Origin of the sequence: Erysipelothrix sp. strain 2 (EsS2-7-Brazil), assembly GCF_016617655.1 — a bacterium.
Classification (GTDB): Bacteria; Bacillota_I; Bacilli_A; order Erysipelotrichales; family Erysipelotrichaceae; genus Erysipelothrix; species Erysipelothrix piscisicarius.
Genome location: NZ_SCFT01000003.1, coordinates 40,613 through 62,934, shown reverse-complemented (window position 1 = coordinate 62,934; position 22,322 = coordinate 40,613). Strand labels below are relative to the sequence as shown.

Here is a 22,322-nt window from a genome sequence, read left to right as displayed (position 1 = left end):
CTTTTATTTTTGCGTAAGTCGGTAAATTGCTTCAATCTCATTGTGTTTAAGGTGATGTTTTAGATAGACAAAATGCAAGGGACGTTTTAATTCAAAATCTTCTAACTCAAGATACGTTAACGTTTTGTTTTCAATATCATCATGAGCTACTTTGGTATACATAAACGACACCGCATCCGATCGTTTTAAAAATGTTTTTATGGTTTGAAAACTGCCAATCTCTTGGACTGATTTAAACGAGGTTAAGCGATGATTATGAGCCGTCAGCCAATTTTCAAAAATTGAACGGGTCCCTGAACCTTGCTCGCGTACGATAACGGGATAGTACAATAATTCTTCCACGCTCACCCCTTGTCCTGCCAAAGGATGGTTTTGTGCCACCACAGGCATAAAACGTGCCTCTGTAAAGATATGTGATGTAAAGATATCTTGGTCAAACATTCCTTCAACCAAGGCACAATCAATAACACCCGATTTCAAATCCTCCAAAAGCGTCTCCGTATTCGCAACTTTAATTTGGAAATTGACACACTCATCAATCAGATACGATCGTAATGACGTCGGAAAGTAATAATCCGCAATTGATAATGTCATTCCAATGGATACTGGATTTTCGATACGTTCAAGTTTTTGAAATAACACCTCTTGATGAGCACTTTGAATTTTGGCGAAATCATACAGAAGATAAGCAGCCTGTGTAAAATGAAGCACACGCCCTTCAAAAAACACCAATTTACACTGATACACCGATTCCAAACGTTTAATATGTTGCGATACTGCGGGTTGGGTTAAATGAAGTGCCTGAGCCGCCTCGGTATAACTTTCCAAATCCATTACCGTCATTAATGTTTTTAACTTTGGATCCATACGCCCTCCATAAATATTCTTTATCTATTATAACACAGAATAATAAACCGTTATGGTTGGACATGTTATACTTTCTTTGGAAAGAGGGGTCTTATGAACTCAATTAAAAAATATACACCCGGTTTTATGCTTTCATGCATTGTCGCTTTGATTGCGGTCGTCCTTGAAAGCTTATTACCCGTAAAATTTGTCGGTGCATCCGTCATTGCACTTCTTATTGGAATGCTTGTGAATACATGGAAAGAACCAAGTGCATTGATTAAAACAGGTTTAAAATTCACATCGAAACACGTTTTAAAATTCGCAATTATTCTTTTAGGTGCATCGCTTAATATCACCATGATCTTAACTGTAGGAAAACTTTCTTTAGCTGTGATGGTCTTTACCCTCCTTACATGTTTTGGCGGGGGTTACTTTATCGGTAAGAAACTTGGCTTAAATTGGAAGTTATCCAATTTAATCTCTGCCGGTACTGGAATTTGTGGTGGTTCCGCAATCGCAGCGATTGCACCTGTTATTGAAGCAGAAGATGAAGATATCGCCTATGCGATGTCCGCAACTTTCTTGTTTGATGTCCTAATGATTGTTTTATTTCCAATTATGGGTAAAGCACTTGGACTTACCGACATGGCTTATGGCTTGTGGGCAGGCACTGCGGTGAATGATACATCAAGTGTTGTGGCCGCTGGCTATGCATTCTCTGAGGCTGCCGGTGATTTCGCGACCATGGTTAAGTTGACACGGACACTGGCAATCATTCCAACCGTTATTGTCTTCTCGTTAATTCATGCTCACGTAAAAAAACGTGACGGTTTAACACCCACAAATGAATCCATTAAATTCACCCGAATCATCCCATGGTTTATTCTATTATTTATTGGCATGGCCATCCTCAACAGTACGGGTCTCATACCTGTTGGCATCAGTCATTTACTGAAACAAATTAGTAAGTTTTTAATGGTATGTGCACTGGCTTCAATTGGATTAAATACAAAATTTAAATCTATGATTAAGACCGGACTCAATCCGTTCCTTCAAGGTTTTATTATTTCATTACTGGTTGTGGTTGTTGCATTGGGAGTTGAATTTATGATGGGAATTGTATAGATAGACGACACAAAAAAACAGGAATATAAATCCTGTTTTTTTGTGTCTTATTACAACTGAAGGACTGATCGTGGAAAGAATATGGATTGATAACAATCGTTATCAAATCAACGAGATTAATTATGTATACGGTCATCCAGTTTTAAGACATTGATAGTATACAAAAGAATACTAATAAATCCTATTCTTTCTTACTTAATAATTCTTAACCGTCAATGCAAGGCATACTTGGAATCGATTTCCAATCCGATTCCAAGTCAATGAACCATCTTGTAGACTCATCAAGCGATCACAACTTCTTAACCCAATACCATAACTCTCCTGATTTCGTGGTTCTACGGCAACATCATTCTCAATGATCATCCATACCTTGGATCCTTTCATCATGATTTTCACCGTAACCCCGTGTTCATATTGAGCGTATTTAATAATGTTTGAGGTGATATTATCAAAAATGCGATGCATTAAGATATGGGATACATAGCACCATCCCAGGTCTTGAACACAGTCCTCTACAACAATATCCAAACCATGTACCTCAAGGGAAGCCATTAGTTGTTTTAAAAAGTCCTGCTTCAAGTCTTGAAAAGAGGTTTTAATTATTGGAAAAGAATGATCTTCTTGATTGGCAATATCGGTGAAGCATTGAAGTAACGCTTGCGCTAAATCTTTAACTTGATGCGCTTTTTGATAACAACGTTGAATCTTATCGTGATGCGAAGGATCGAGTGACTGATCATTTTGTAGGTACTCAAGATAACCCAACAAGATGGTCATTGGCGTTCGTATATCATGCGATAACGTTGTGGTTGCATCTTTCAAGGCTTCTTGTGAACGCACAACCATCTCCGTATTCGCAATCAGCGCTTCGCGCATCATATTAATGCCACGCGCTAAATCAGTCAGTTCATCATTCCCCTGCTCCGACACTTTTGTTTCAAGCATCCCACCGCCAATCGCATTCAGTTCGTTGGTAATCGTTTCAATGTATAAGGTCATGCTTCGCAGTAAAATACACATAACCGTTATAAATGCGATAAACGAAACAACCCGATTCACCTGATCAAAACGATCGAGAAATTCAATAATATCTTGACTCATGATATCAACACGAAGGGAATCCCCATCTACCTTTAATCCAAAGGTTTGTAAGGGGTAGGAGGCATCATTGACCGTATCAAAGGATCGCACCTCAACCTCAAGATCATTGGTATACAAAAGTTTTGAATTATTATAGATATAAAACAGTGAATAAGGATATTGCTTAGCCCAATCATTCAGTTGATCAAAGGATTGCTCGGTAATGTTTTTATCATCAATATACGTTTGTAAAGATTCGACCCGTTGAAAAATCGTGTTTCGATTGGGGTGGACACTGGTAATATAGATTTCAGAGAAACGCTGCATCGTAAAATACAAACACGAACTCACGACTGTTGCGATAAAGATATAAACCAAAATTTGAAACGAAAGATGCGTTGGCTTCTTTGTTTGCCTAAAGACCATCGTATGTATACCCTTTACCCCAAACGTTCTTTACAATTTTGGGTTTATTGGGTTCATCCTCGACTTTTTTACGCAGGTTTCGAATATGAACCATCACCGTATTGGAACACGAATAAAAATATGTATCCTCCCATACAATTTCAAAAAGCTGTTCCATCGTATAAATGCGGCCTGGATTCCCTAAAAGAAGCCGTAATATACGATACTCACGTTCTGTAAGATCGAGCAGTGCTCCCTTTTTATAAACTTCATTGGTTCTACGATTTAAACGCAAGTCCTTTGATTCAAGAAAATCGGACTCATACCCTTGTGGTTTGCTTCCGTAATTACAGTAACGTCGAAGCAGTGCTTTCACACGCACACTGAGTTCAAGATACGAGAAGGGTTTCATGACATAGTCATCCGCACCTGCTGAAAATCCTTTGACTACATCTTCTTCTCTTTCTTTTGCAGTTAGAAATAAAATTGGAATGTGATGTGCATCCCGAATTTTCCGGCAAAGCTGAATACCATCAATTTCTGGCATCATTACATCTAAAATGGCTAAATCAAATCCATCATCAAGAGCCTCCAGCGCGTCATACCCATTCGCATATGTCTGCACGTGAAAACCATCGTTTGTGAGTAGTAATTCAAGCAATTCTCTGATTTCAAAATCATCATCAACCACCAATATCCGATTCATAATACATCCTCCTCAAGTAAATCAAGTTTAAATATAGAGATTCTCACTTTTCTTGTCAATAATTGTTATTCAAAATCACGTAAAAAAAAACGATCCTGGAAAGATCGTTTTACTTAATTGGGGGATGGTGTGATGTACTCCATAAAGAATGGACCTCGATTTCGATAGCGTTCAAGATGTCCATTCGCGGTTACTTCAATCATCCCTGCACGTTTGACTTCTGTTCGCTCCAGCCCAATAACATAACGTGTCATGATGGACCCTAAATAAAAAATACATCCCAGTAGAAATACTGTGAGAAAGATGCGTCGAGTTAAGTTGTCAATGCCATACCGTCGATCAAAGGCGTTGGGACGCATTAGAAAATAAACCATGTAAATCAACAGGAGGATGATACAGATAAAGAAACATCCATAAAGAAACATCTTAAAATGGGAGCGATATACTAAATGCAATTCAGAATAGAGAATCACGCGAACTATCGTCAACATCGTAAAATTAATTACGGCGATTAAGACGATGATATTTTTAAATTTCATAAGTTTTTGATTCATTAGCATCGTCTCCTTCACTTTATTATACGTGAGAAAACGAAGTGTGTCACTGAAGTGGGAAGGTTAAATTAACTTTAAATAAATCGCCGTCAATTTCCAACTTAAACGCGCCCCCCATGACTTCAGTTAATGCTTTTGCGATTGAAAGCCCCAGACCGCTCCCTTCTGTATTTCGGGAAGCATCCCCGCGTACAAATCGCTCCATTAATTCATCCGAACTGATATTTAACGATACATCCGATATATTTTTAATTTCGATGACTGCATTGTAATCAATTTGATTTAACGTTACATAAACACGTGATTTGGTTAAAGAATACTTGCAAATATTTCCAAATAGATTATCCAAAATACGGAAAAGGACATTACCATCTAAATGCGCATGAACCTCATCTTGTATCACAATAAGCTCTAATTCATTCTGATTCAAACGATCACGGTACTCTCCAATGACTTGATCAAGAAGGACATTAAGGTCGGTATCTTCTTGATTGAGAGGGATTGTTCCTGAACTCGCTTTCGATGCTTCAACTAAATCCTCAATTAATTTTTTAAGACGTAACGATTGTCTTGAAAGAACGTTTAAGTATTCCTGCACTTCAAGATCGTCAAACGATTTTTGTTCAAGAAGACCAATATAATTGATAATTGATGTCAACGGTGTTTTGATGTCATGTGAGACATTTGTAATCAAATCCGTTTTCATGCGTTCCGATTTCATTTGTCGCTCAACCGCACGATGCATCCCATCAGATAGTTGATTTAAATCCTGTGCATGGTCTTTTAAGACGCCATTAAGTTTTGAAGTATCAAGGGACTTATCGAAATTTCCTGAAACCATTGCTTGTGTCGCTTCACGGATTGCTTTACCATCAAGTGCAAATTTCAAGATAAAATAGACAACCACCCCTGTTTTAATCAACCAGAAAAACAGCATGGTTCCACTATTATGATTGGAAATTGATATCATCGTTATAAAATCAAACAGTAACGATGCTCCCACAATCATGGAAACTTTTAGAAGCAAGTCACGATTGGAAAATGACGCTTGATACAAACGTTTTATCGGGAGGTAACCCCATCGATAGACCCATGAATTCACAAAGAGCTGTTTTGCTTTAATGCGTTTAATTAAAGAATGATAAAAGACAAAGGATAATCCCAGTCCGATGAGCGAAATGCTCGTACCCATCAAAAAGGCATTGGGAACATCGCGATAGAATACATTAATACTCTCGCCAAGAAGACTCATTGAAAAGCCAAAGGCCAGCAAATATAATAACGCAAAAGGTTCTAAAGGTAAGCGATCGAAGGTATTCTGTTCGATGTTACCATCTTCTTGTCGAATCCCTGCATGTTTTGTATATGTAATCATCGATGCAAGCATTAAGAATGCAGAAACAATGAGAATGCCATACAATCGGTAACCAATCTCTAAAAGCGTCGTGATCAAAAGATCCAGGTACCAAAACACATCGGGTGCTCCCTCAACGATTTGGCTTTCAACCCGGTAATCTTTTTGAATCATTTGTGATCTTATATAATTACCACTTGAATCACGTTCATCCACGCTTTGATAATCCGAAAGAGTATAGACTGTGATAAATCCAGATTTAGAAGGGGATTCCTTGCTGTATAGAAGTGCATTCTCCGAATTATAGATTTTAAAAAAATGATTTGGAGACACGACAGATTGTTCCATGTCTATAAGTCCTGCCGAAAAACGTTTGTCAGACGCATTATCAAACGATGACGTTCGAATCAAAGCCTTAATTTGTTCTTGGGCTGTTTCTTTGAAAACATGCTCCCGTAATGCTTCTGGCGTCATGCTGTTCACATGAAGATCTTGCATCTTCACCAGACCATATACACTCCCTACAAATCCCCCAAGGGATACGATAAATACGGCCGCTGAGACGAAACGAATCATAAAATGTTTGCGTTTATTTCGATTCATGGTTTATATCTCCTTCTATTTTATATCCTTGTCCCCACACTACTTTAAAATAACGTGGTTCGGATGGATTGATTTCGAGTTTTTCTCTTAAGTGGCGAATATGAACTGCAACTGTCCCTTCTGCACCATAGGAATGGTCTTGCCATACCTGTTCGTAAATCTGCTTGGGTGAAAAAACACGGTTTGGATGTGCCATCAAGAACTTTAGGATTTCAAACTCAGTGGGTGTACAACGGACGTGTTTTCCATCCATACTCACCGATTTGGTTTCATCATTTAATTCCAGTCCACCTACTTTTAAAATATGTGACGATTATATATAACCTTGATTAAATTGTCTATACCGACGAAGTTGTGATTTTACGCGCGCAATCACTTCCATTGGATTAAACGGTTTCGTTATGTAGTCATCCGCCCCAACATTTAATCCTAAAATCTTATCCGTATCTTCTCCCTTAGCCGTCAAGAATATAATTGGGATTGTTGTTGTTTGACGAATATGCATTATCGCCTCCAACCCATCCATTTCAGGCATCATAATATCCAGTAACACCAGATCAATCCGCTCCTTCTTAAGCACATCCAATGCTTCGACACCATTAAATGCTTCATAAATCATATAATCTTCTTGTGATAAATAAATTTTTAATGCATTCACAATATCTCTTTCATCATCACAAATCAAAATTTTAGCCATCTCGTCACCTCATAGTTCTATTATAGGGACTAACTGTTTAAAAACCAACGGGTCAAATGTTTAAGAATTGTTTAAGATACAACATTGTTCTATAATAAATTCAGGAGGACATAAAGATGAATCTAAAAAATAAACTCACACCCATTCAATATGAAGTCACCCAAAACAGTGCCACTGAAGCACCGTTTACGGGAGAATATGATGATTTTTATGAGCCGGGAATTTATGTCGATATCGTAAGTGGCGAACCCCTTTTCTTATCAAATGATAAGTTTAATGCAGGTTGTGGATGGCCAGCTTTCTCAAAACCAATTGATGCATTGCTTGAGGTTGAAGATGAAACACGACGTATCGAAGTCCGTTCCTTAAATGCAGATTCGCATTTAGGCCATGTCTTTAACGATGGACCGAAAGAACTTGGTGGACTTCGTTACTGCATTAATTCCGCAGCGCTTCGCTTTATACCACTTGATCAAATGGAAGAGGAAGGCTATGGACACTATATCCAACACATCAAACATGACTGATACTGAATTACTGGAAACACTTTTAAAAGACACACCCAAACCCATTGTTGTCATGTGGGCTGGTGATTGCTTGGAACATGCCTTAACTCTTTGTCGATATCGTGATGTGCACGCCACCGCGTCCCTTAAAGCAACACGAGATTGGGTTCAAGGCACTATGACGACTGATGAAGCACGAAAACGTGCCTTAAAAGCCCATGAACGTGCACGTGAGCTTACAAAAACAGAACACATCTATTTACTTAGAGCGAGCGGTCATGCGGCAGGAACGACACAGGTTAAAGCACACGGCATTCAATGTGCAGACTATGCCTTAAAAGCAGTTCAAGTTGGAAAACGCAGTAAACGTTCCCTTGAGCGAAAATGGCAACTTGATACGTTGACCAATTATCTCGATAAAAAAACTTCTTAAAAGAACAAAACAAGTTCTTCTCAAGAAGTTTTTTTATGATTAAACCTTGATTCTTTTTTTAATAATTTCATCATATTCCGGTACACCCATAAAATGCATGACGAGCATATAGACCGCAATACCAAAGGCAATCACAATCACAACACCTTTTTTACCCATATCACCAAGCACCGTTGGGTAATAGATGGCATAAACCGCAAATCCCATAATAAGTGAAGCGATCATCGTTTTTGAGAACGAACGCATAAATTGACCCGTTCTCAATCCATTTAAACGGATACGCAGAGCATTATAGAGTAACAGTGATCCGATAAATGCAGCCAATGTGGTTGCAAGTGCAAGACCGGTTACCCCCATTGTCTTTGAAAGCAGAAGATTTAAAACAATATTGGCGACTACAGAAATAACCCCAATACGTACGGGTGTCTTTGTATCTTCCAGTGCATAAAAGGTTTTCGTTAGAACCTGTCGCATTCCAAATGCCACAAGACCCAAGGCATAGAAAAATAAAATTGTACCCGTAACCACAATCGCTTGATCATCAAACTTACCATGACCTAGAAGCATCATAACAATCGGTTTTGAAAGCACCATAATCCCAATTGACGCAGGAATCATTAATAAATTCACAACATTTAATATTTTCGTAACGGTTTCTTTAAGTTGTTCGGTTTCATTTCGAACTGCATTCCCCACTAGGGTTGGATAGAGTACTGTTGCCATTGTGGAGACGAATACACCTAAGACTGCGTCATTGATTTGCGATGCATAACTGATGGCGGAAATCGATCCATCCGTAAATGTAGAGGCAATGGTGCGGTCAATGACGAGATTTATTTGATCAATTGAAGCCCCAAGAATAATTGGAATCGCCATCACCGTCATCATCTTCACATAAGGATTGCGAACATCAAAGGTTAAACGACGTTTAAAGCCTTTACCTTTTGATGTTAGGAAGGCAAATAGATATTGAATGACACTCGCAACAAAAATCCCAATGGGTAAGACCATGATATCCGTTTTCACGCTCATAAAAATGGATAGAATCACGACAATATTCATCATAAAACTTCCGATTGGCGCAATAAGAAAGCGATTATGAATCTCATGATAGCTCTCATAAATCGACCGTGCCCCAATAAAAAAGATGGATAACAATGTCACTTTAGTAAAGCGAACCGCAAGTGCCAGTTTGGCTCCTGTATACCCATGTGCGAATACGAGTACAAGTTCTTGGGTAAAGACAAGCCCCAGTAATACAAGTACCAAAGCTAAAAGCGCAATCAGATTGAGGGCATCACTCATGTATCGATCGGCAACGCCTTCACCGAGCTCTTCTGATGCTCGAATATAAACCGGAATAAACGTACTTACCAATCCGATTGCTACAAAACCAAAGATAACATTAGGAATACTCCATGAAGTAAAGTAAACATCCGATACCATGGATGTTCCGTAAAAATATGATAAAACAAGGCCTCTTACAAGACCCAATATTTTTGAGATAAGAATTGCGATGGTTAAATAAGCTGCATTTCGTTTCATGGGATTCCTCTTTTCTTTTCTATTATACCCTTTTCAGCGTTGAAACATAACGAAAATGTTGTGTCACACAATTAAACATCATCGAAGGTGTTTTATAAAAAAAGGTTAAAGCGACAGCGCTTTAACCAAAAAGATTATTGATATTTAAAATAATAGAAAACACCAAGTGCCGACCAAATAATCATAAAGATAAATGAGGGCAACTGGAGTTGTCCAGGTGATCCCGGTATGACGAGAAGTCCCACAAACACAAGACTTACTAAAGCACCAGCAGCACTTAAACGCCCCGACGATTTTCGATAGCTAATCATACACACATAGAAATAAACGATGGCCGCTAGAAGCGATGACATATCTACTATATAGATAATCATCTCACGTCCAAACCATGGCGCAACAAGACTCACGATCGTAATAAATCGAATTGCTTTCGTGTACATCCCATTTTGGTTTTCATAGCTATACTTTTCAGGAATGAGTTTATATTGAGCTAATGCTCCAATAAGTTTGCTTCCCCCAAGCATAAAGCCATTAATACCACCCGATACCGCACCTGCAAGTGAAATCAGCAGCAAGATAAACGCCGCAAATCCCAAGCGACTTAAAACCGCTGACCCTAATGCCCACTCCTCAAGCAAACCTGCTTGTGGCGCAAAGACCAAGGCTGTCGTGATGTTATTGAGATTATAGAATACAACACCTGCAAACACAGCGAGAATGGTAACCCGAACGGCTTTTGAAGGACTAAAGTCTAAATCTGTTGAAACCTGTGGTATGACATCAAACCCTACAAAGAGAAACGGTGCAATCGCAAAAACTTTCGCAATTTGAGCAAAATCAAAGGTATAGGGTGTAATATAGTTTTCTTTTAGAACGGAAGTTCCTTGAGTGGCTAGCATCATGGTGAAAATTACCATAATATTTGCGACTGTAAGTAAAATCATCACATTTTGAACTTTCGAACTCATCTTAAGTCCTTGGATGTTTATTTTCGCAAAGATAATAATGATAAAGCTTGCGATTAGTATTTCTGAGAGATATACAGAGGTTCCTCCGATATCATAGAGGTATCCAAACGTTACAATTGATCCAAAAAGTTTTTTCACGACAAGCACAAATGCTGTCGCATTCAGAGGCACCATACTGATATAACAAAGAATTAAGAACCAGCCTACAATGAAACCGTGCTTTTTTCCTAAATTATTGTATGTATATGAGAACTCACCACCATCTTCATTATGGGAAGACATCATGACATGATAGCCTTGAACAATAAAGATAATTGCGATGCCACCAAGAATAAGCCCGATCGCAGTGTTAATTACACCGCTTTCGGGCAAGAACTTGGTCCCCGGGAGCGTAAACGATCCCCAACCGATAATTGAACCTAATGCAAGCGCCAAGATATCCAATTTACTGAGTCTTTTGCGCATACTGTTTCCTTAGTTAAAGTTGTATTCTGTAACGATTTTATCACGGCCTGTGACTTGATCGTTAAAGTATTCATAAACACAGATTCCAAGATATGATCCAGAAATATTAATTACATTATCAAATCCAAGGTTTTGAAGTGCCATTACAGCATTATATGAACGTTGGCTTGAACGACAGTGTAAATATACAGGCTTATCCGTAGGAATTTCATCCAAGCGATCACGAATTTGGCTTAATGGAATGTTGATTGCATTGATAAGGTGACTTAAAGCATATTCATGTTCTTCACGCACATCAATAATACATGCATTGGATTCTACCAATTCGCGAACTTGCGTTACAGGAACTTGGTTGAAACGACCGTAAAGAAGGTTTAAACCAACAAGCGCTGCATGATTCACAACATCTTTTGCTGTACCAAATGGTGGTGCATAGCATAATTCAACTTCTTTAAGATCTTCAAGCGTTCCACCCATTTGAATCATTGTCGCAATGACATCAATACGTTTATCAACATTTCCCTTACCGATTGCTTGTGCACCCAGTAATTTACCTGTTGGATATTCAAATAAAAGTTTAAAGTGCATTGGATTTGCATCGGGCATTAACCCTACTTTATCACCCGGGATAATGTAAACAAAGTCATAGTCGAAACCGTTAGCCTTTGCCATTTTTTCATTAAGACCAGTTGATGCAGCGTTCAAATCAAATACTTGTACACATGATGATCCGACAACACCTTTATTGTTATGAGGAATTCCATACATGTGATCTGCAGCTGCACGTGCTTGACGTTGAGCAGGACCTGCAAGTGCAAGACGTGTTGGTTTATGTGTAATTTGGTGGAAGACTTCAATCGCATCACCCACTGCATAAATATTTTTATCGTTTGTAAGATAATTGTGATCTACCTTAATTCCACCAGTAACACCAATTTCAAGATCTGCGGCTTTCGCAAGACTTGTTTCAGGTGCAACACCGATTGCCATGACAACTGCGCCGGATTCTAAGATGGTTCCTGAACCCAGTTCCACACTTGTTTCTGTAATCTTTTTAACGCCATCACCAAGGATTAGGTTGATGCCGTGATCCATCATTTCTTTATGTAGTACTTGTGCCATATCATAATCGAATGGACTCATGATTTGATCAATAGCTTCCACAAGTGTTACGTTTTTGCCTGCATGACGCAAGTTTTCCGCAACTTCCACACCGATAAATCCCCCACCAACAACGGTAATGTTTTCAATGTTGTTGTTGACGATATGTCCGTTTAATTTTTTAATATCGACAACATTACGTACGGTAAAGACATTATCACCGTCAATGCCTTCGATACTGCGTGGTAAGATTGCACTTGCTCCTGGTGATAGGACAAGCTTGTCATACGCTTCATCCATTTCTTCACCAGTTTCAAGGTTTTTAACCGTAACGGTTTTCGCGTCACGATTAATTTTTAGAACTTCAGTGCTTGTGCGTGCAATGATGTTATATTGTTTTTTAAATTGTTCAGGGGTCATTAAGACTAAGTCATCACTTGAAGCAACAATGCCGCTTAGGTGATATGGTAAAGCACAGTTTGAGAAGGACACATTCGGTCCGCGTTCAAACATAATGACTTCCGCATGTTCATCTTGACGACGAACACGAGCTGCAACTGAAGCACCTCCAGCTACCCCTCCAACAATTAATATTCTTTTACTCATGGTAGAATCCTCTTTCTTTTCTAAGTTATCGTTTTAAGACTTTATTTTTGTAAATGTTTTGCGAGTTTGTTTCCCAAGTAACCACCGATTACCATCACAACAAGGAATACCCAACCGGATAATGAGAAGTTCGCAATCGGTGTATATAAAGCACCAACATTACATCCGTTCGCAAGACGTGTTCCAACACCCATTGTGATACCACCCATTGCATAAAGCAGTCCATCTTTAACGGTAATGTGTAGCTCTGACATAAATGTATTTTTAAATTTACCTGCTGTCAGTAAGTATACTGCAGTTCCAACAAGGATACCCATGTTTTGAACTGTTACAGGGTTTGCTAAGAATGGTTTTGAGAATACAGCTGGATCCATTTGTGTAAATGATCCCAGGGATTCTGCGGATACACCAAAGAGTGTTAAGAATTTACCGAACCAGAAACCGTAAGGTGTTGATGCACCCCAACCTGCTTTAGTAACACCCATTAATAATGTAAAGAGGATCGCGATGATCACTGCACCTTGTTTTAAAGTCCATGTCTTTACAAAAAGACGTTCATAAGTACTTTCTGTTGGGAAAGCATAATCTTTTTCAACTTCAAATGATTCCATACTATCTTGGCCTTTTTCCACAAAGTGACCTGTGTATGTACCCTCTTTTTTACGTTTTGCTTCGTATTTGTTCGCAAGCACAACCACAAGACCACAAAGCAGTGCTGTTAAGATTAATGCGCCAAGGTATCCACCAAGACCATCCCATTTAAAGAGGTCTGGTAAGAAGACACCACCTGCTGTTTGTGATCCAACTTCAGATACAAACCATGATGTCGCAACCCAACCTTGTTTTTGAAGAGGGAATCCAATAAAGACCCCAAAGCTAAAGAATACGAGTGTAATTAAAGCACGTGGTAAACTTGTAATTAAATCCGTTAAAACACCGGATGCACAGCAGGATGAGAATGCCATCCCAAATCCGAAAAGCACACCCCCAACAAGTAACCCACCATTAATTGGATTAACCCATAAATCCATTTGTGATGGATCTTGGAAAATCATAAATGATGCGGATAATGCTGTTGTAATAAAGAACATAAACATTAAGGTTTTCATTAATTTTGTGGAACCTGTATTTGCAGCACGGTTCACACTTCCTGCAAACCCTGTTGCAGCACGTGTTAATGTATATCCTAATGCAATCCCCATTACAAGTCTGAATAAATGCATATCAGACGCTAAAAAATTCTTTCCAAGGATGAATACTGCGATAAGCAATACAAATCCAATAATATTTTCTGTCTTCTTCATGTTCTCCTCCTATGAATGACAAATAAGCAAACGACACCTTACATTTATAGGATTATCAGATCCCCGTATCTTTTGCGCATCACCGCATGGATAATCATCAAATGTTTAAGGCTAATCGTTGCCTTGCTCATAAATCGTATCACGTATTGTTGACATTACAACTAATTAACTCACGAGTTTTTACGACTTTAGCCATAATCTGCCCTTATATCACTTTTTTCGATTTAAAAGTGATTTATTTCTTTTGTATTTGTGAAATTAATAACTTGTATCACAAAATTTGACCGTTTTGGCCATTCAGTCATAAGCAATACTTATAACTAAAACCTATTACGTAATAATCTCTGATTATAGCGCATTAAAAAAGCCGCTTAGCGGCTTTGGATACGTCGATTCATTTCTTCAAGTTCTTGGACGCTTAGATAACGCCATTCTCCTACCTTTAAATCACCCAGTTTAATATTCATGATTCGAACCCGGTTTAACGTTGTGACTTTAAATCCCAATGCCTTTGTCATCCGGCGGATTTGTCGGTTTAAACCTTGATTTAAAATAATTCGAAAGGTTTTCGGTGCAACTTGCTCCACATCGGATGGATTGGTCACTTGCATACGATGGGTTTGTTGGTTATAGATCTCGACCCCTTTGGACATTTGGGTAATAAAGTCTTCATCAATCATCTTATTCACCGATACGATATATTCTTTATCATGACCGTATTCTTCACGTAATATTTTATTAACAATATCACCATCATTGGTAAGTAGAATTAAGCCACTGGAATCTTTATCCAACCGTCCTATTGGGAAGATCATCTTTGGGTAGTTCATAAAATCTGAAATATTGCCCTCAATGGCACCATCCGTTGTACATGTAATACCACGTGGTTTATTTAAGGCGATATAAACTTTCTCGTCATCGATGGTCACGTGATTGCCTTCAACGGTTACACGTTGCCCTGGCAGTACTTGTTGGCCAACAATAGCCGTAACACCATCAATGGCAACTACCCCTTCCGCAATATAACGATCTGCTTGTCGACGTGAACAATAACCCGAATCACTGATATATTTATTTAAACGCAACGATTCCCGCGCTTCGTGCTGAATGGGATTGATGTTTTCATTGGCGTTTGATGCTTGTTGTCGTGCTTGTTTCATAAAGTCCTCAATCTATTTTCTAATTCTTTACATCTATTCTACCATTTACCGTATAATATGTCACAAGGAGATTAATCATGATATCGATACAAACAACTTCACTTCAACAGGTTTTACCCATCCGCCATCAAGCAATGTATCCTGATGGACCCATAACCTTAGCACAAACAGAGGATGACGCCATGGCACTTCATTATGGTCTCTTTATGGACCAACACTGTCTTTCCGTAATCTCTGTCGTTAAGCATGATGACACGGTCCAACTTCGAAAATTCGCAACCCTTCCAGGCTTCCAAAATCAAGGATATGGAAGCATGTTATTAAGCCATGTGCTATCATTATATAAGGGGCGCATCATTCTTAATGCGCGAACAAGCAAAATTTCATACTATAAACGTTTTGGTTTTACACAAACAGATCAAACATTTACCCGCAATGACATCGACTATTGTATTATGGAGGTATTACGATGACAAACCCATACCCTTATTCCCTTGATAACAAGCGTTATCAAACATATAACTATTTTACCCAGAAAACTTATGGCCAAAAAGCATTTAAAGTCAGCATCGATGCAGGATTTACCTGTCCAAATCGTGATGGTACGTGTGGAAGTGGCGGTTGTAACTTCTGTAGTGCCCGTGGATCAGGGGATATGATTTTAAAAAATCCAGACTTAGAAAAGCAAATCGAGCACAGCCAAAATATAATGCTTCAAAAATGGCCCCATGCCGCCAAGATTGCATACTTTCAAGCCTACTCAAATACACATGATTCCTTAGAAAACCTCAAAAAACTCTACGATCCTTTCTTCAATGATGATCGTTTTGTGGGGATTGATATTGCGACACGCAGTGATTGCTTGGATGATGAGAAGATTGCATATTTTGAAGCAATGAGTCGTAAGAAAGACTTGACCATCGAAATTGGCTTGCAAACCATTCATCCTGAAACTTCCGAATGGATGAATCGGGGTCACGATCTTGAATCGGTCACAACTTGTATACAAAAACTCAAAGCAGCAGGCATTCGTACTTGTGTTCATATTATTAACGGATTTCCTCAGGAAACGCCTGAGATGATGCTTGAAACTGCCGATTACCTTGCACGAATGCATCCTGAGATGGTTAAAATACACATGCTTCATATTATTAAAGGAACAAAACTGGGTGCAGAATATCAAAAAAATCCGTTTCCACTTCTCTCCCGTGATGACTATGTGGATGTGGTTGTGAAACAAATTGAACGCCTGCCCGAAGATATTGTGATTGCTCGACTTACTGGAGATGGTATGGCGGATGATTTGCTTGCCCCACTTTGGACGGTTCGCAAAATTGCAGTCACCAATGAAATCGATAAACTCATGGTTCAAAAGAACACCTGGCAAGGTAAATATGCGAAGGAGCGCTAAGCTCCTTTTTTTGGTAATTATTTTCGCTAAATTGCGGGTTTACAAGCTAAAATTCAACACTTAAGGAAACTGATTTTCATGAATATGAAATTTTGTAAATTGTTTTGGACATGGCGAAAAAAGATGCTATAATGTCGATGAATGAAGCGCTTACATTTGAATCGTCCATACATTACTTATATGAGAGGGGTATTTAAATTGAAGAAAATAAGTAACATTTTCGTCGTGCTTCTTACACTTGTATTGGGTATAAGTCTTTACCCAAGTTCTATCTTTGCTATGAATGATCTAAATCTTAATGACCTACACTTAAAGGGAGAAGGTGCTGATATTTCCGACCATTTATCACACATCAAAGAATTTAACCAAGGTTCCCTAACCTTACGTTTCCGTTCTGAATCACTATCCAGTGATCTTACTTCACTGTTTTCAATATCAAACGCAAATTTGGAAAACAACTATTTCGCGCTTTACTATCAAAACAGTACCGGTAAGCTTGGCATTGAATTCAGAGATGAAACTGGAAAACATATTATTAATACTTCGGGCACAAGTACCCAACTTGCCAACGCAAACTGGCACACCGTTACCGTCCTTAATCATGGTAATCGTGTAGAAATTTATGCAGATGGACTCTTACTTGCATCCCAAGATGATATTGATTTCACGAAAATCCAATCCATACCTTGGAATCGTATGAAACTGGGTGGCGTTGCCCGCTTAAAAGGTGAAAACTTATGGCCTTTTAGTGGAAAGATTGCTTCATTAAACCTAACCCACGACATCCTCGATGTTGATACCATTAAAACATTACATTCCGATACCGCTTCAACCGTTGATCCATCAACTTCAGAAGCAATTGAGCTCTATGCACCGGGACAAGATGGCAGTAAAAACTACCGCATTCCAAGTCTTCTCACAACTCAAGATGGGACTGTCTTAGCTGCGATTGATAAACGTATTACCCATCAAGCAGACTGGGGAAATATCGATATCGCAATCCGTAGAAGTCAAGACAGTGGTAAAACATGGTCTGATACCCAAGTGATTATTGATTTAAAATCAGATCCAAATGTTTCCCAGGAAAATGTGAATACAAACTATCAAAGTTCCGCATTCCTTATTGATGCGGCAATGGCACAAGATAAACGGAATGGCCGTATTTATCTTTTAGTTGATATGTTCCCAGAATCACGTGGATTCTTTAGTGTTCAAAATGAAGACCAGGACTTTGGTCAACCTTATGTAACCAAAGAAGACGGCACGCATATTGTTCTAAAAGGTACTGATGGCAAGAAATACTACGCAAAAGCTGATGGGACCGTATTTGATTTAAATACGGATATCATCACGAATTATCGCGTTGTCTTAGAATCTGAGAAAGGCATGCCTTTCAATGATCTTGGAGATATTTATGAGGGCGATACATATGTTGGAAATATCTACCTTAAGAAAAGTCCCCTACGCATCCGTCAAACGGCTTATCTATGGTTAACCCATTCGGATGATGACGGTCAAACCTGGTCATCGCCTCATGATATTACACCACAAGTCAAAGCAGATTGGATGCAGTTCATAGGAACGGGTCCTGGCGTTGGCATTCAACTTGAAAACGGCGAACTCGCTTTCCCGATTTACCATACAAACCGTCATGGCGGTAATTCTCAATCCACATCCATGATCAAAAGTGCCGATGGTATTACGTGGCATAAAACGGAATCCCTCAACGATAACCGTAACTTTAACGGTCAAGTTTTAAATTCCGAAACCTTAAATAATGGGGGTGCCCTGGTCACCGAATCCCAAGTGGTCCAACTTAATAACGGTACCCTGAAACAATTTGCGCGAAATGTTTCCGGAAAAGTTCTGGTAGGTACATCTTATGATAATGGAGAAACCTGGGAGAATGATCTTGAAACGCTTCCCATTACCGATGTTTACTCACAAATGTCGGCCTTACATTATAACCATGAAGGTAACGAGTATATCTTACTTGCAAATCCAAATGGTCCTAAACGAACCAATGGGGCAGTAAAGCTGCTTCAAGTTTTAGAAGGTGAACGACTCGTTCTGCTCTCCAATACGCATATGCAAAGTGGAAATTATGAGTACAATGTGGTTCAACCACTTCCTGATGGACATTTTGGTTTAATGTACGAACATAAAAAACCTGAAAACGGGGATAATATGTCGATGATGTTTAAACGTTTCTCGTTTGAAGATTTAGGTGTTAAAGATACCTCAAGTTTAAATCTTGATATTCAGGATACCTTCCTTGAAATAAAATCGGATAAGGCTTTAATTCCTAGCTCAAACTTAACGTTAACGTATAATACACATCAAACATCAACACCAAAACGTGTTGATGCGAACACAATACGCTTTAACTTAACAGAACCCATCACCATTATCAATGGCTTTACTGAAGGCTATCTTGAAACACTTGATGGGAAAGCACTCAATATTGCGAATAAACACGGTCTTGATGCAGCACTCGAAACACTTAAAGCCCTTGATTTTGAAAACCTAGCACCAAGTGTAAAAGATGCAGCGGATCAACTGATTACCAAAGCAGAACTCTTAAGTGATAATCCCTTTACCATTGGTGATTTCATCCAACAAATCCATGCAATGATTGATGCGATTGATCCAACCTACATTCCAAACTCAATGTTTGATGTAACGGCATCAAGTCAAGAAGATGAAAAAGGGAACACACTCGTTGAAGGTCCTATCGGCTTAGCCTTTGATGGCGATCCAAGTACCTTCTGGCACTCCAAATGGGGCGATAAGAACCCGCCATTTGATGTAACGATTTCATTCCATCATGAGATGGTTGTGAATGCCTTGACCTATCTACCACGTCAAGATGGAACGATCAACGGTGTCGTCACAGAATATCAAATCTTAGGTAAATTGGGTGATGCACCGCTTCAGGTTCTCACTGAAGGCACTCTCGATACAAATCTTTCAAAGAAAACCATTACGTTTGAGGATGCTCATGTGGATACACTAGTTTTTAAAGTCGTGAAAGGTCTTGAAAACTATGGAAATGCTGCGGAAATTACCCTGCATGGAAAAACATATCGTGCACCTCTCGATTATTCAAGCTTAAATCACGTTCTTGAAACACTTGAAAGCTACGATCAAAGCCTTTATACCGAAGCAAGTTTTAAACCATTACTTGAATTAAAAGAAAAAGCCTATGAGCTTCTTGATAACTCAGAAACAACACAGGAAATAATTGATGAAATGGTTCAAAACCTCAATGAATTGATCAACAATCTCGAGTTAAGTAACTACACTTTAGATTCATTACGTTTAAAAATTCAAGAGGTTGAGGATTACATGAATACCCTTGATCTGTCTCTTTATACAGAGACAAGTGTGAAGACTGTATATGATGCGTTGGAGTCTGCGAAAGCACTGCTTCAAACACCGCGCTTCAGTTTTAGAAGTCTCTTCAAAGCTTCTACACCAAATGAAGCGCAGATTAAAGAAGCCATTGAAGCCTTAGACTCAGCCGTTAGAGGTTTAAGCAAACGTGAGGTTGAAACAGAGGAACCATCAAACCCTGATGAAAGCATCACACCTCCGATTGTAGATCCAAAACCGGATACGGATTCTCAAGAACCCGAAACTCCCGATAGCACAACTGAAGGTGATGTTCAAACAACACCGACAGACAAAACCGATGCAACACTTCCTAAAACAGGAAAAGCTGTTTCTGGATTTGTCGGACTTGGAATGCTTGTATCCCTTTGCGGATTTGTGATTTTTAAACGCAAACAATAATTTTTTATCGCTAACGTATCTTTTTTAGAAAAAAACTGTAGCTGCCTCCTTTAAGGTGCAGCTACAGTTTTTATTTTTTTATAAGAGGCGTTCGTATTCCGTTTTATTGGCACGGTTTACTTTACGAGGTCTCCCCTTAATGGGCATTGTTTTAAGTGCTTTTAAAACAAGGTCTCCTTTACCATTAAGAATCTCCACAAAGGTTGAAACATCGACAATACTGATAACCCCAATGTCTTCTGCATTCATGCCTTCAATGGAACACAATGCACCCACAATATCGACCGGTCTCATTTTTGTTTTCTTACCTGCGTTAATATGAATTTTGGTGATTTCTTGTTTAAAGTCATGCGCTTTATCTTTTTTGACTTTAGGTTTGCGATCACGTTTGGCTTCAAATGCATCACGCCGTGCATCCACAAGGCTTTGACTTGGTTTCACAACTTTTTGAAGTTCATGATCCGTTTCATTAATAATTAAATTCATAAATTTCATTTCGTAGGGACTAGCGAAGGTTACGGCTTTACCATATTTATCCACACGTGCGGTACGGCCCACGCGGTGTGTATAGCTTTCCGTATTTTCAGGAACATCGAAGTTCACCACGAGTGAAACATCATCAATATCCAATCCACGTGCTGCCACATCCGTAGCCACAAGATAACGGAAAAGACCATGTTTAAAGTCCGCTAGGACTTTGGTTCGAAAACGCTGTTCCATCCCACCATGAAGGGTATCTACCTTGCACCCTAAGTCTTCCATAAAATCAGTCACGGATTCTACTTGTTCTTTGGTATTGCAGAAGATGATTGAACTATCTGGATTTTCCGTTATGAGTACGGATTCAAGTAACGCCATTTTATCGGGATAATCGACAATATAGTAACGTTCATCAATACGGTCTTCAACACGACTTTCTGTTTCGATATCAATCCACTGCGGATTTTTTATGTAAAGCGTACAGAGATCTTTAACGCGTTCTGGCATGGTTGCGGAAAAGAGTAATTTTTGACTCTTTTTGGGAATACGGTTAATAATACTTGTAATTTGATCAATAAAGCCCATATTAAACATTTCGTCAGCTTCATCAATAACTAATGTTTCAATATGCGAAAGATCCACGGTTTCTCTGGCCATATGGTCTAATAAACGACCAGGCGTTGCGACAAGGATGTGGGTCATTTCTTTTAAACGCTGTGCCTGTTTCTCAAATGAACTGCGCCCAAATAACGCTTCAACCTTTAAGCGTTTAAAACGACCAAGATTAAATAAATCTTCTTGGATTTGGATGACAAGTTCACGCGTCGGTGCTAACACTAAAACTTGGGGCTTACGTTTTGCCCAATCAACCTGATGACAAATAGGAATCCCAAATGAAGCGGTTTTTCCACTACCTGTTTGTGATTGCACAACAATATTTTTCCCACTTAATACAGCAGGAATCACTTCTTGTTGAACATCAGTTGGGGCATCATAGCCCAAATACTGAATTGACTTTAGAATTGAGTCATCAATTCCATAATTTTTAAATGTATGTTTCACGATATCATCTCTTTTCTATGCATGGTTATTCTAAACCGAATTCACCATACCGATTGGACATGTGTGAAAGTGCTTTTTCATTATACACTATCTCAGTACAAAGTGGTTAATGA

At 38.9% G+C, this 22,322-nt stretch carries 19 protein-coding genes; 6 read left to right on the top strand and 13 right to left on the bottom strand.

The genetic code is table 11. The features are described from left to right. Positions 1–3: 3 nt before the first annotated feature. The gene (locus EPJ90_RS02155; RefSeq protein ID WP_161637000.1) at positions 4–867 is read right to left on the bottom strand and encodes a LysR family transcriptional regulator; all 864 of its coding nucleotides are present in this window, start codon (positions 865–867) and stop codon (positions 4–6) included. A 93-nt stretch (positions 868–960) separates the two neighbouring features. Between EPJ90_RS02155 and EPJ90_RS02150 the strand changes: the two genes are divergently transcribed. Continuing rightward, a complete protein-coding gene (locus tag EPJ90_RS02150; protein WP_200542521.1) occupies positions 961–1,974 on the top strand; it encodes a YeiH family protein in 1,014 nt (337 codons plus the stop codon). 195 nt (positions 1,975–2,169) lie between these two features. On the opposite strand, the gene EPJ90_RS02145 is transcribed toward EPJ90_RS02150, so the two are convergent. From EPJ90_RS02145 to EPJ90_RS08715, 6 genes are all read right to left on the bottom strand, one after another. Next, the gene (locus EPJ90_RS02145) at positions 2,170–3,480 is read right to left on the bottom strand and encodes a sensor histidine kinase (protein ID WP_237558295.1); all 1,311 of its coding nucleotides are present in this window, start codon (positions 3,478–3,480) and stop codon (positions 2,170–2,172) included. Continuing rightward, entirely contained in the window at positions 3,470–4,165 is a 696-nt protein-coding gene (locus EPJ90_RS02140) for a response regulator transcription factor (RefSeq protein WP_161636998.1), read from the bottom strand. The genes EPJ90_RS02145 and EPJ90_RS02140 overlap by 11 nt, the downstream gene beginning before the upstream one ends. A gap of 113 nt (positions 4,166–4,278) precedes the next feature. Continuing rightward, positions 4,279–4,719, bottom strand: a complete 441-nt coding sequence (locus EPJ90_RS02135; RefSeq protein ID WP_161636997.1) for a hypothetical protein — start codon at positions 4,717–4,719, stop codon at positions 4,279–4,281. A gap of 46 nt (positions 4,720–4,765) precedes the next feature. Beyond that, entirely contained in the window at positions 4,766–6,676 is a 1,911-nt protein-coding gene (locus tag EPJ90_RS02130) for a sensor histidine kinase (protein ID WP_200542520.1), read from the bottom strand. After that, the gene (locus EPJ90_RS08720) at positions 6,663–6,929 is read right to left on the bottom strand and encodes a winged helix-turn-helix domain-containing protein (RefSeq protein WP_414650431.1); all 267 of its coding nucleotides are present in this window, start codon (positions 6,927–6,929) and stop codon (positions 6,663–6,665) included. Before EPJ90_RS08720 ends, EPJ90_RS02130 begins: the two co-directional genes overlap by 14 nt. A 60-nt stretch (positions 6,930–6,989) precedes the next feature. Further along, complete coding sequence (locus tag EPJ90_RS08715) at positions 6,990–7,373, bottom strand: response regulator transcription factor (protein WP_414650430.1); 384 nt, start codon at positions 7,371–7,373, stop codon at positions 6,990–6,992. 116 nt (positions 7,374–7,489) lie between these two features. Here EPJ90_RS08715 and msrB point away from each other — a divergent pair, with 116 nt between their 5' ends. After that, positions 7,490–7,900 (top strand): peptide-methionine (R)-S-oxide reductase MsrB, encoded by a 411-nt coding sequence (gene msrB, locus EPJ90_RS02120; RefSeq protein ID WP_125164157.1) that lies wholly within the window; start codon positions 7,490–7,492, stop codon positions 7,898–7,900. Next, on the top strand, positions 7,866–8,312 hold the full coding sequence (locus EPJ90_RS02115) for a putative immunity protein (protein WP_228410512.1): 447 nt from the start codon (positions 7,866–7,868) through the stop codon (positions 8,310–8,312). The genes msrB and EPJ90_RS02115 overlap by 35 nt, the downstream gene beginning before the upstream one ends. Positions 8,313–8,351: 39 nt before the next feature. Here the strand turns inward: EPJ90_RS02115 and murJ are convergent, their stop codons facing one another. From murJ to EPJ90_RS02090, 5 genes are all read right to left on the bottom strand, one after another. Further along, positions 8,352–9,857 carry a murein biosynthesis integral membrane protein MurJ gene (murJ, locus tag EPJ90_RS02110; protein ID WP_161636994.1) on the bottom strand — a complete coding sequence of 502 codons (1,506 nt, stop codon included), beginning with the start codon at positions 9,855–9,857 and terminating at the stop codon, positions 8,352–8,354. A 134-nt stretch (positions 9,858–9,991) separates the two neighbouring features. Continuing rightward, a complete protein-coding gene (locus EPJ90_RS02105) occupies positions 9,992–11,290 on the bottom strand; it encodes an APC family permease (protein WP_161636993.1) in 1,299 nt (432 codons plus the stop codon). 9 nt (positions 11,291–11,299) lie between these two features. Then, positions 11,300–12,997 carry an FAD-dependent oxidoreductase gene (locus EPJ90_RS02100; RefSeq protein ID WP_161636992.1) on the bottom strand — a complete coding sequence of 566 codons (1,698 nt, stop codon included), beginning with the start codon at positions 12,995–12,997 and terminating at the stop codon, positions 11,300–11,302. A gap of 41 nt (positions 12,998–13,038) precedes the next feature. Then, a complete protein-coding gene (locus EPJ90_RS02095) occupies positions 13,039–14,301 on the bottom strand; it encodes a YeeE/YedE family protein (RefSeq protein ID WP_161636991.1) in 1,263 nt (420 codons plus the stop codon). Between the two features lie 371 nt (positions 14,302–14,672). Next, positions 14,673–15,461 carry a pseudouridine synthase gene (locus EPJ90_RS02090; RefSeq protein WP_161636990.1) on the bottom strand — a complete coding sequence of 263 codons (789 nt, stop codon included), beginning with the start codon at positions 15,459–15,461 and terminating at the stop codon, positions 14,673–14,675. Positions 15,462–15,538: 77 nt separating this feature from the next. Here EPJ90_RS02090 and EPJ90_RS02085 point away from each other — a divergent pair, with 77 nt between their 5' ends. The 3 genes from EPJ90_RS02085 to EPJ90_RS02075 all read left to right on the top strand — a co-directional run bounded on the left by EPJ90_RS02085 (position 15,539) and on the right by EPJ90_RS02075 (position 20,667). Next, positions 15,539–15,934, top strand: a complete 396-nt coding sequence (locus EPJ90_RS02085; protein WP_161636989.1) for a GNAT family N-acetyltransferase — start codon at positions 15,539–15,541, stop codon at positions 15,932–15,934. Then, positions 15,931–16,872: a TIGR01212 family radical SAM protein gene (locus EPJ90_RS02080; RefSeq protein ID WP_200542519.1), complete on the top strand. Its 942-nt coding sequence runs from the start codon at positions 15,931–15,933 to the stop codon at positions 16,870–16,872. Before EPJ90_RS02085 ends, EPJ90_RS02080 begins: the two co-directional genes overlap by 4 nt. 198 nt (positions 16,873–17,070) lie before the next feature. After that, positions 17,071–20,667, top strand: coding sequence for an exo-alpha-sialidase (locus EPJ90_RS02075; RefSeq protein WP_244660365.1), 3,597 nt, complete (start codon positions 17,071–17,073; stop codon positions 20,665–20,667). A 78-nt stretch (positions 20,668–20,745) separates the two neighbouring features. Here EPJ90_RS02075 and EPJ90_RS02070 read toward each other — a convergent pair whose 3' ends face one another. Beyond that, positions 20,746–22,209, bottom strand: a complete 1,464-nt coding sequence (locus EPJ90_RS02070; protein WP_161636987.1) for a DEAD/DEAH box helicase — start codon at positions 22,207–22,209, stop codon at positions 20,746–20,748. Between the last annotated feature and the right edge of the window lie 113 nt (positions 22,210–22,322).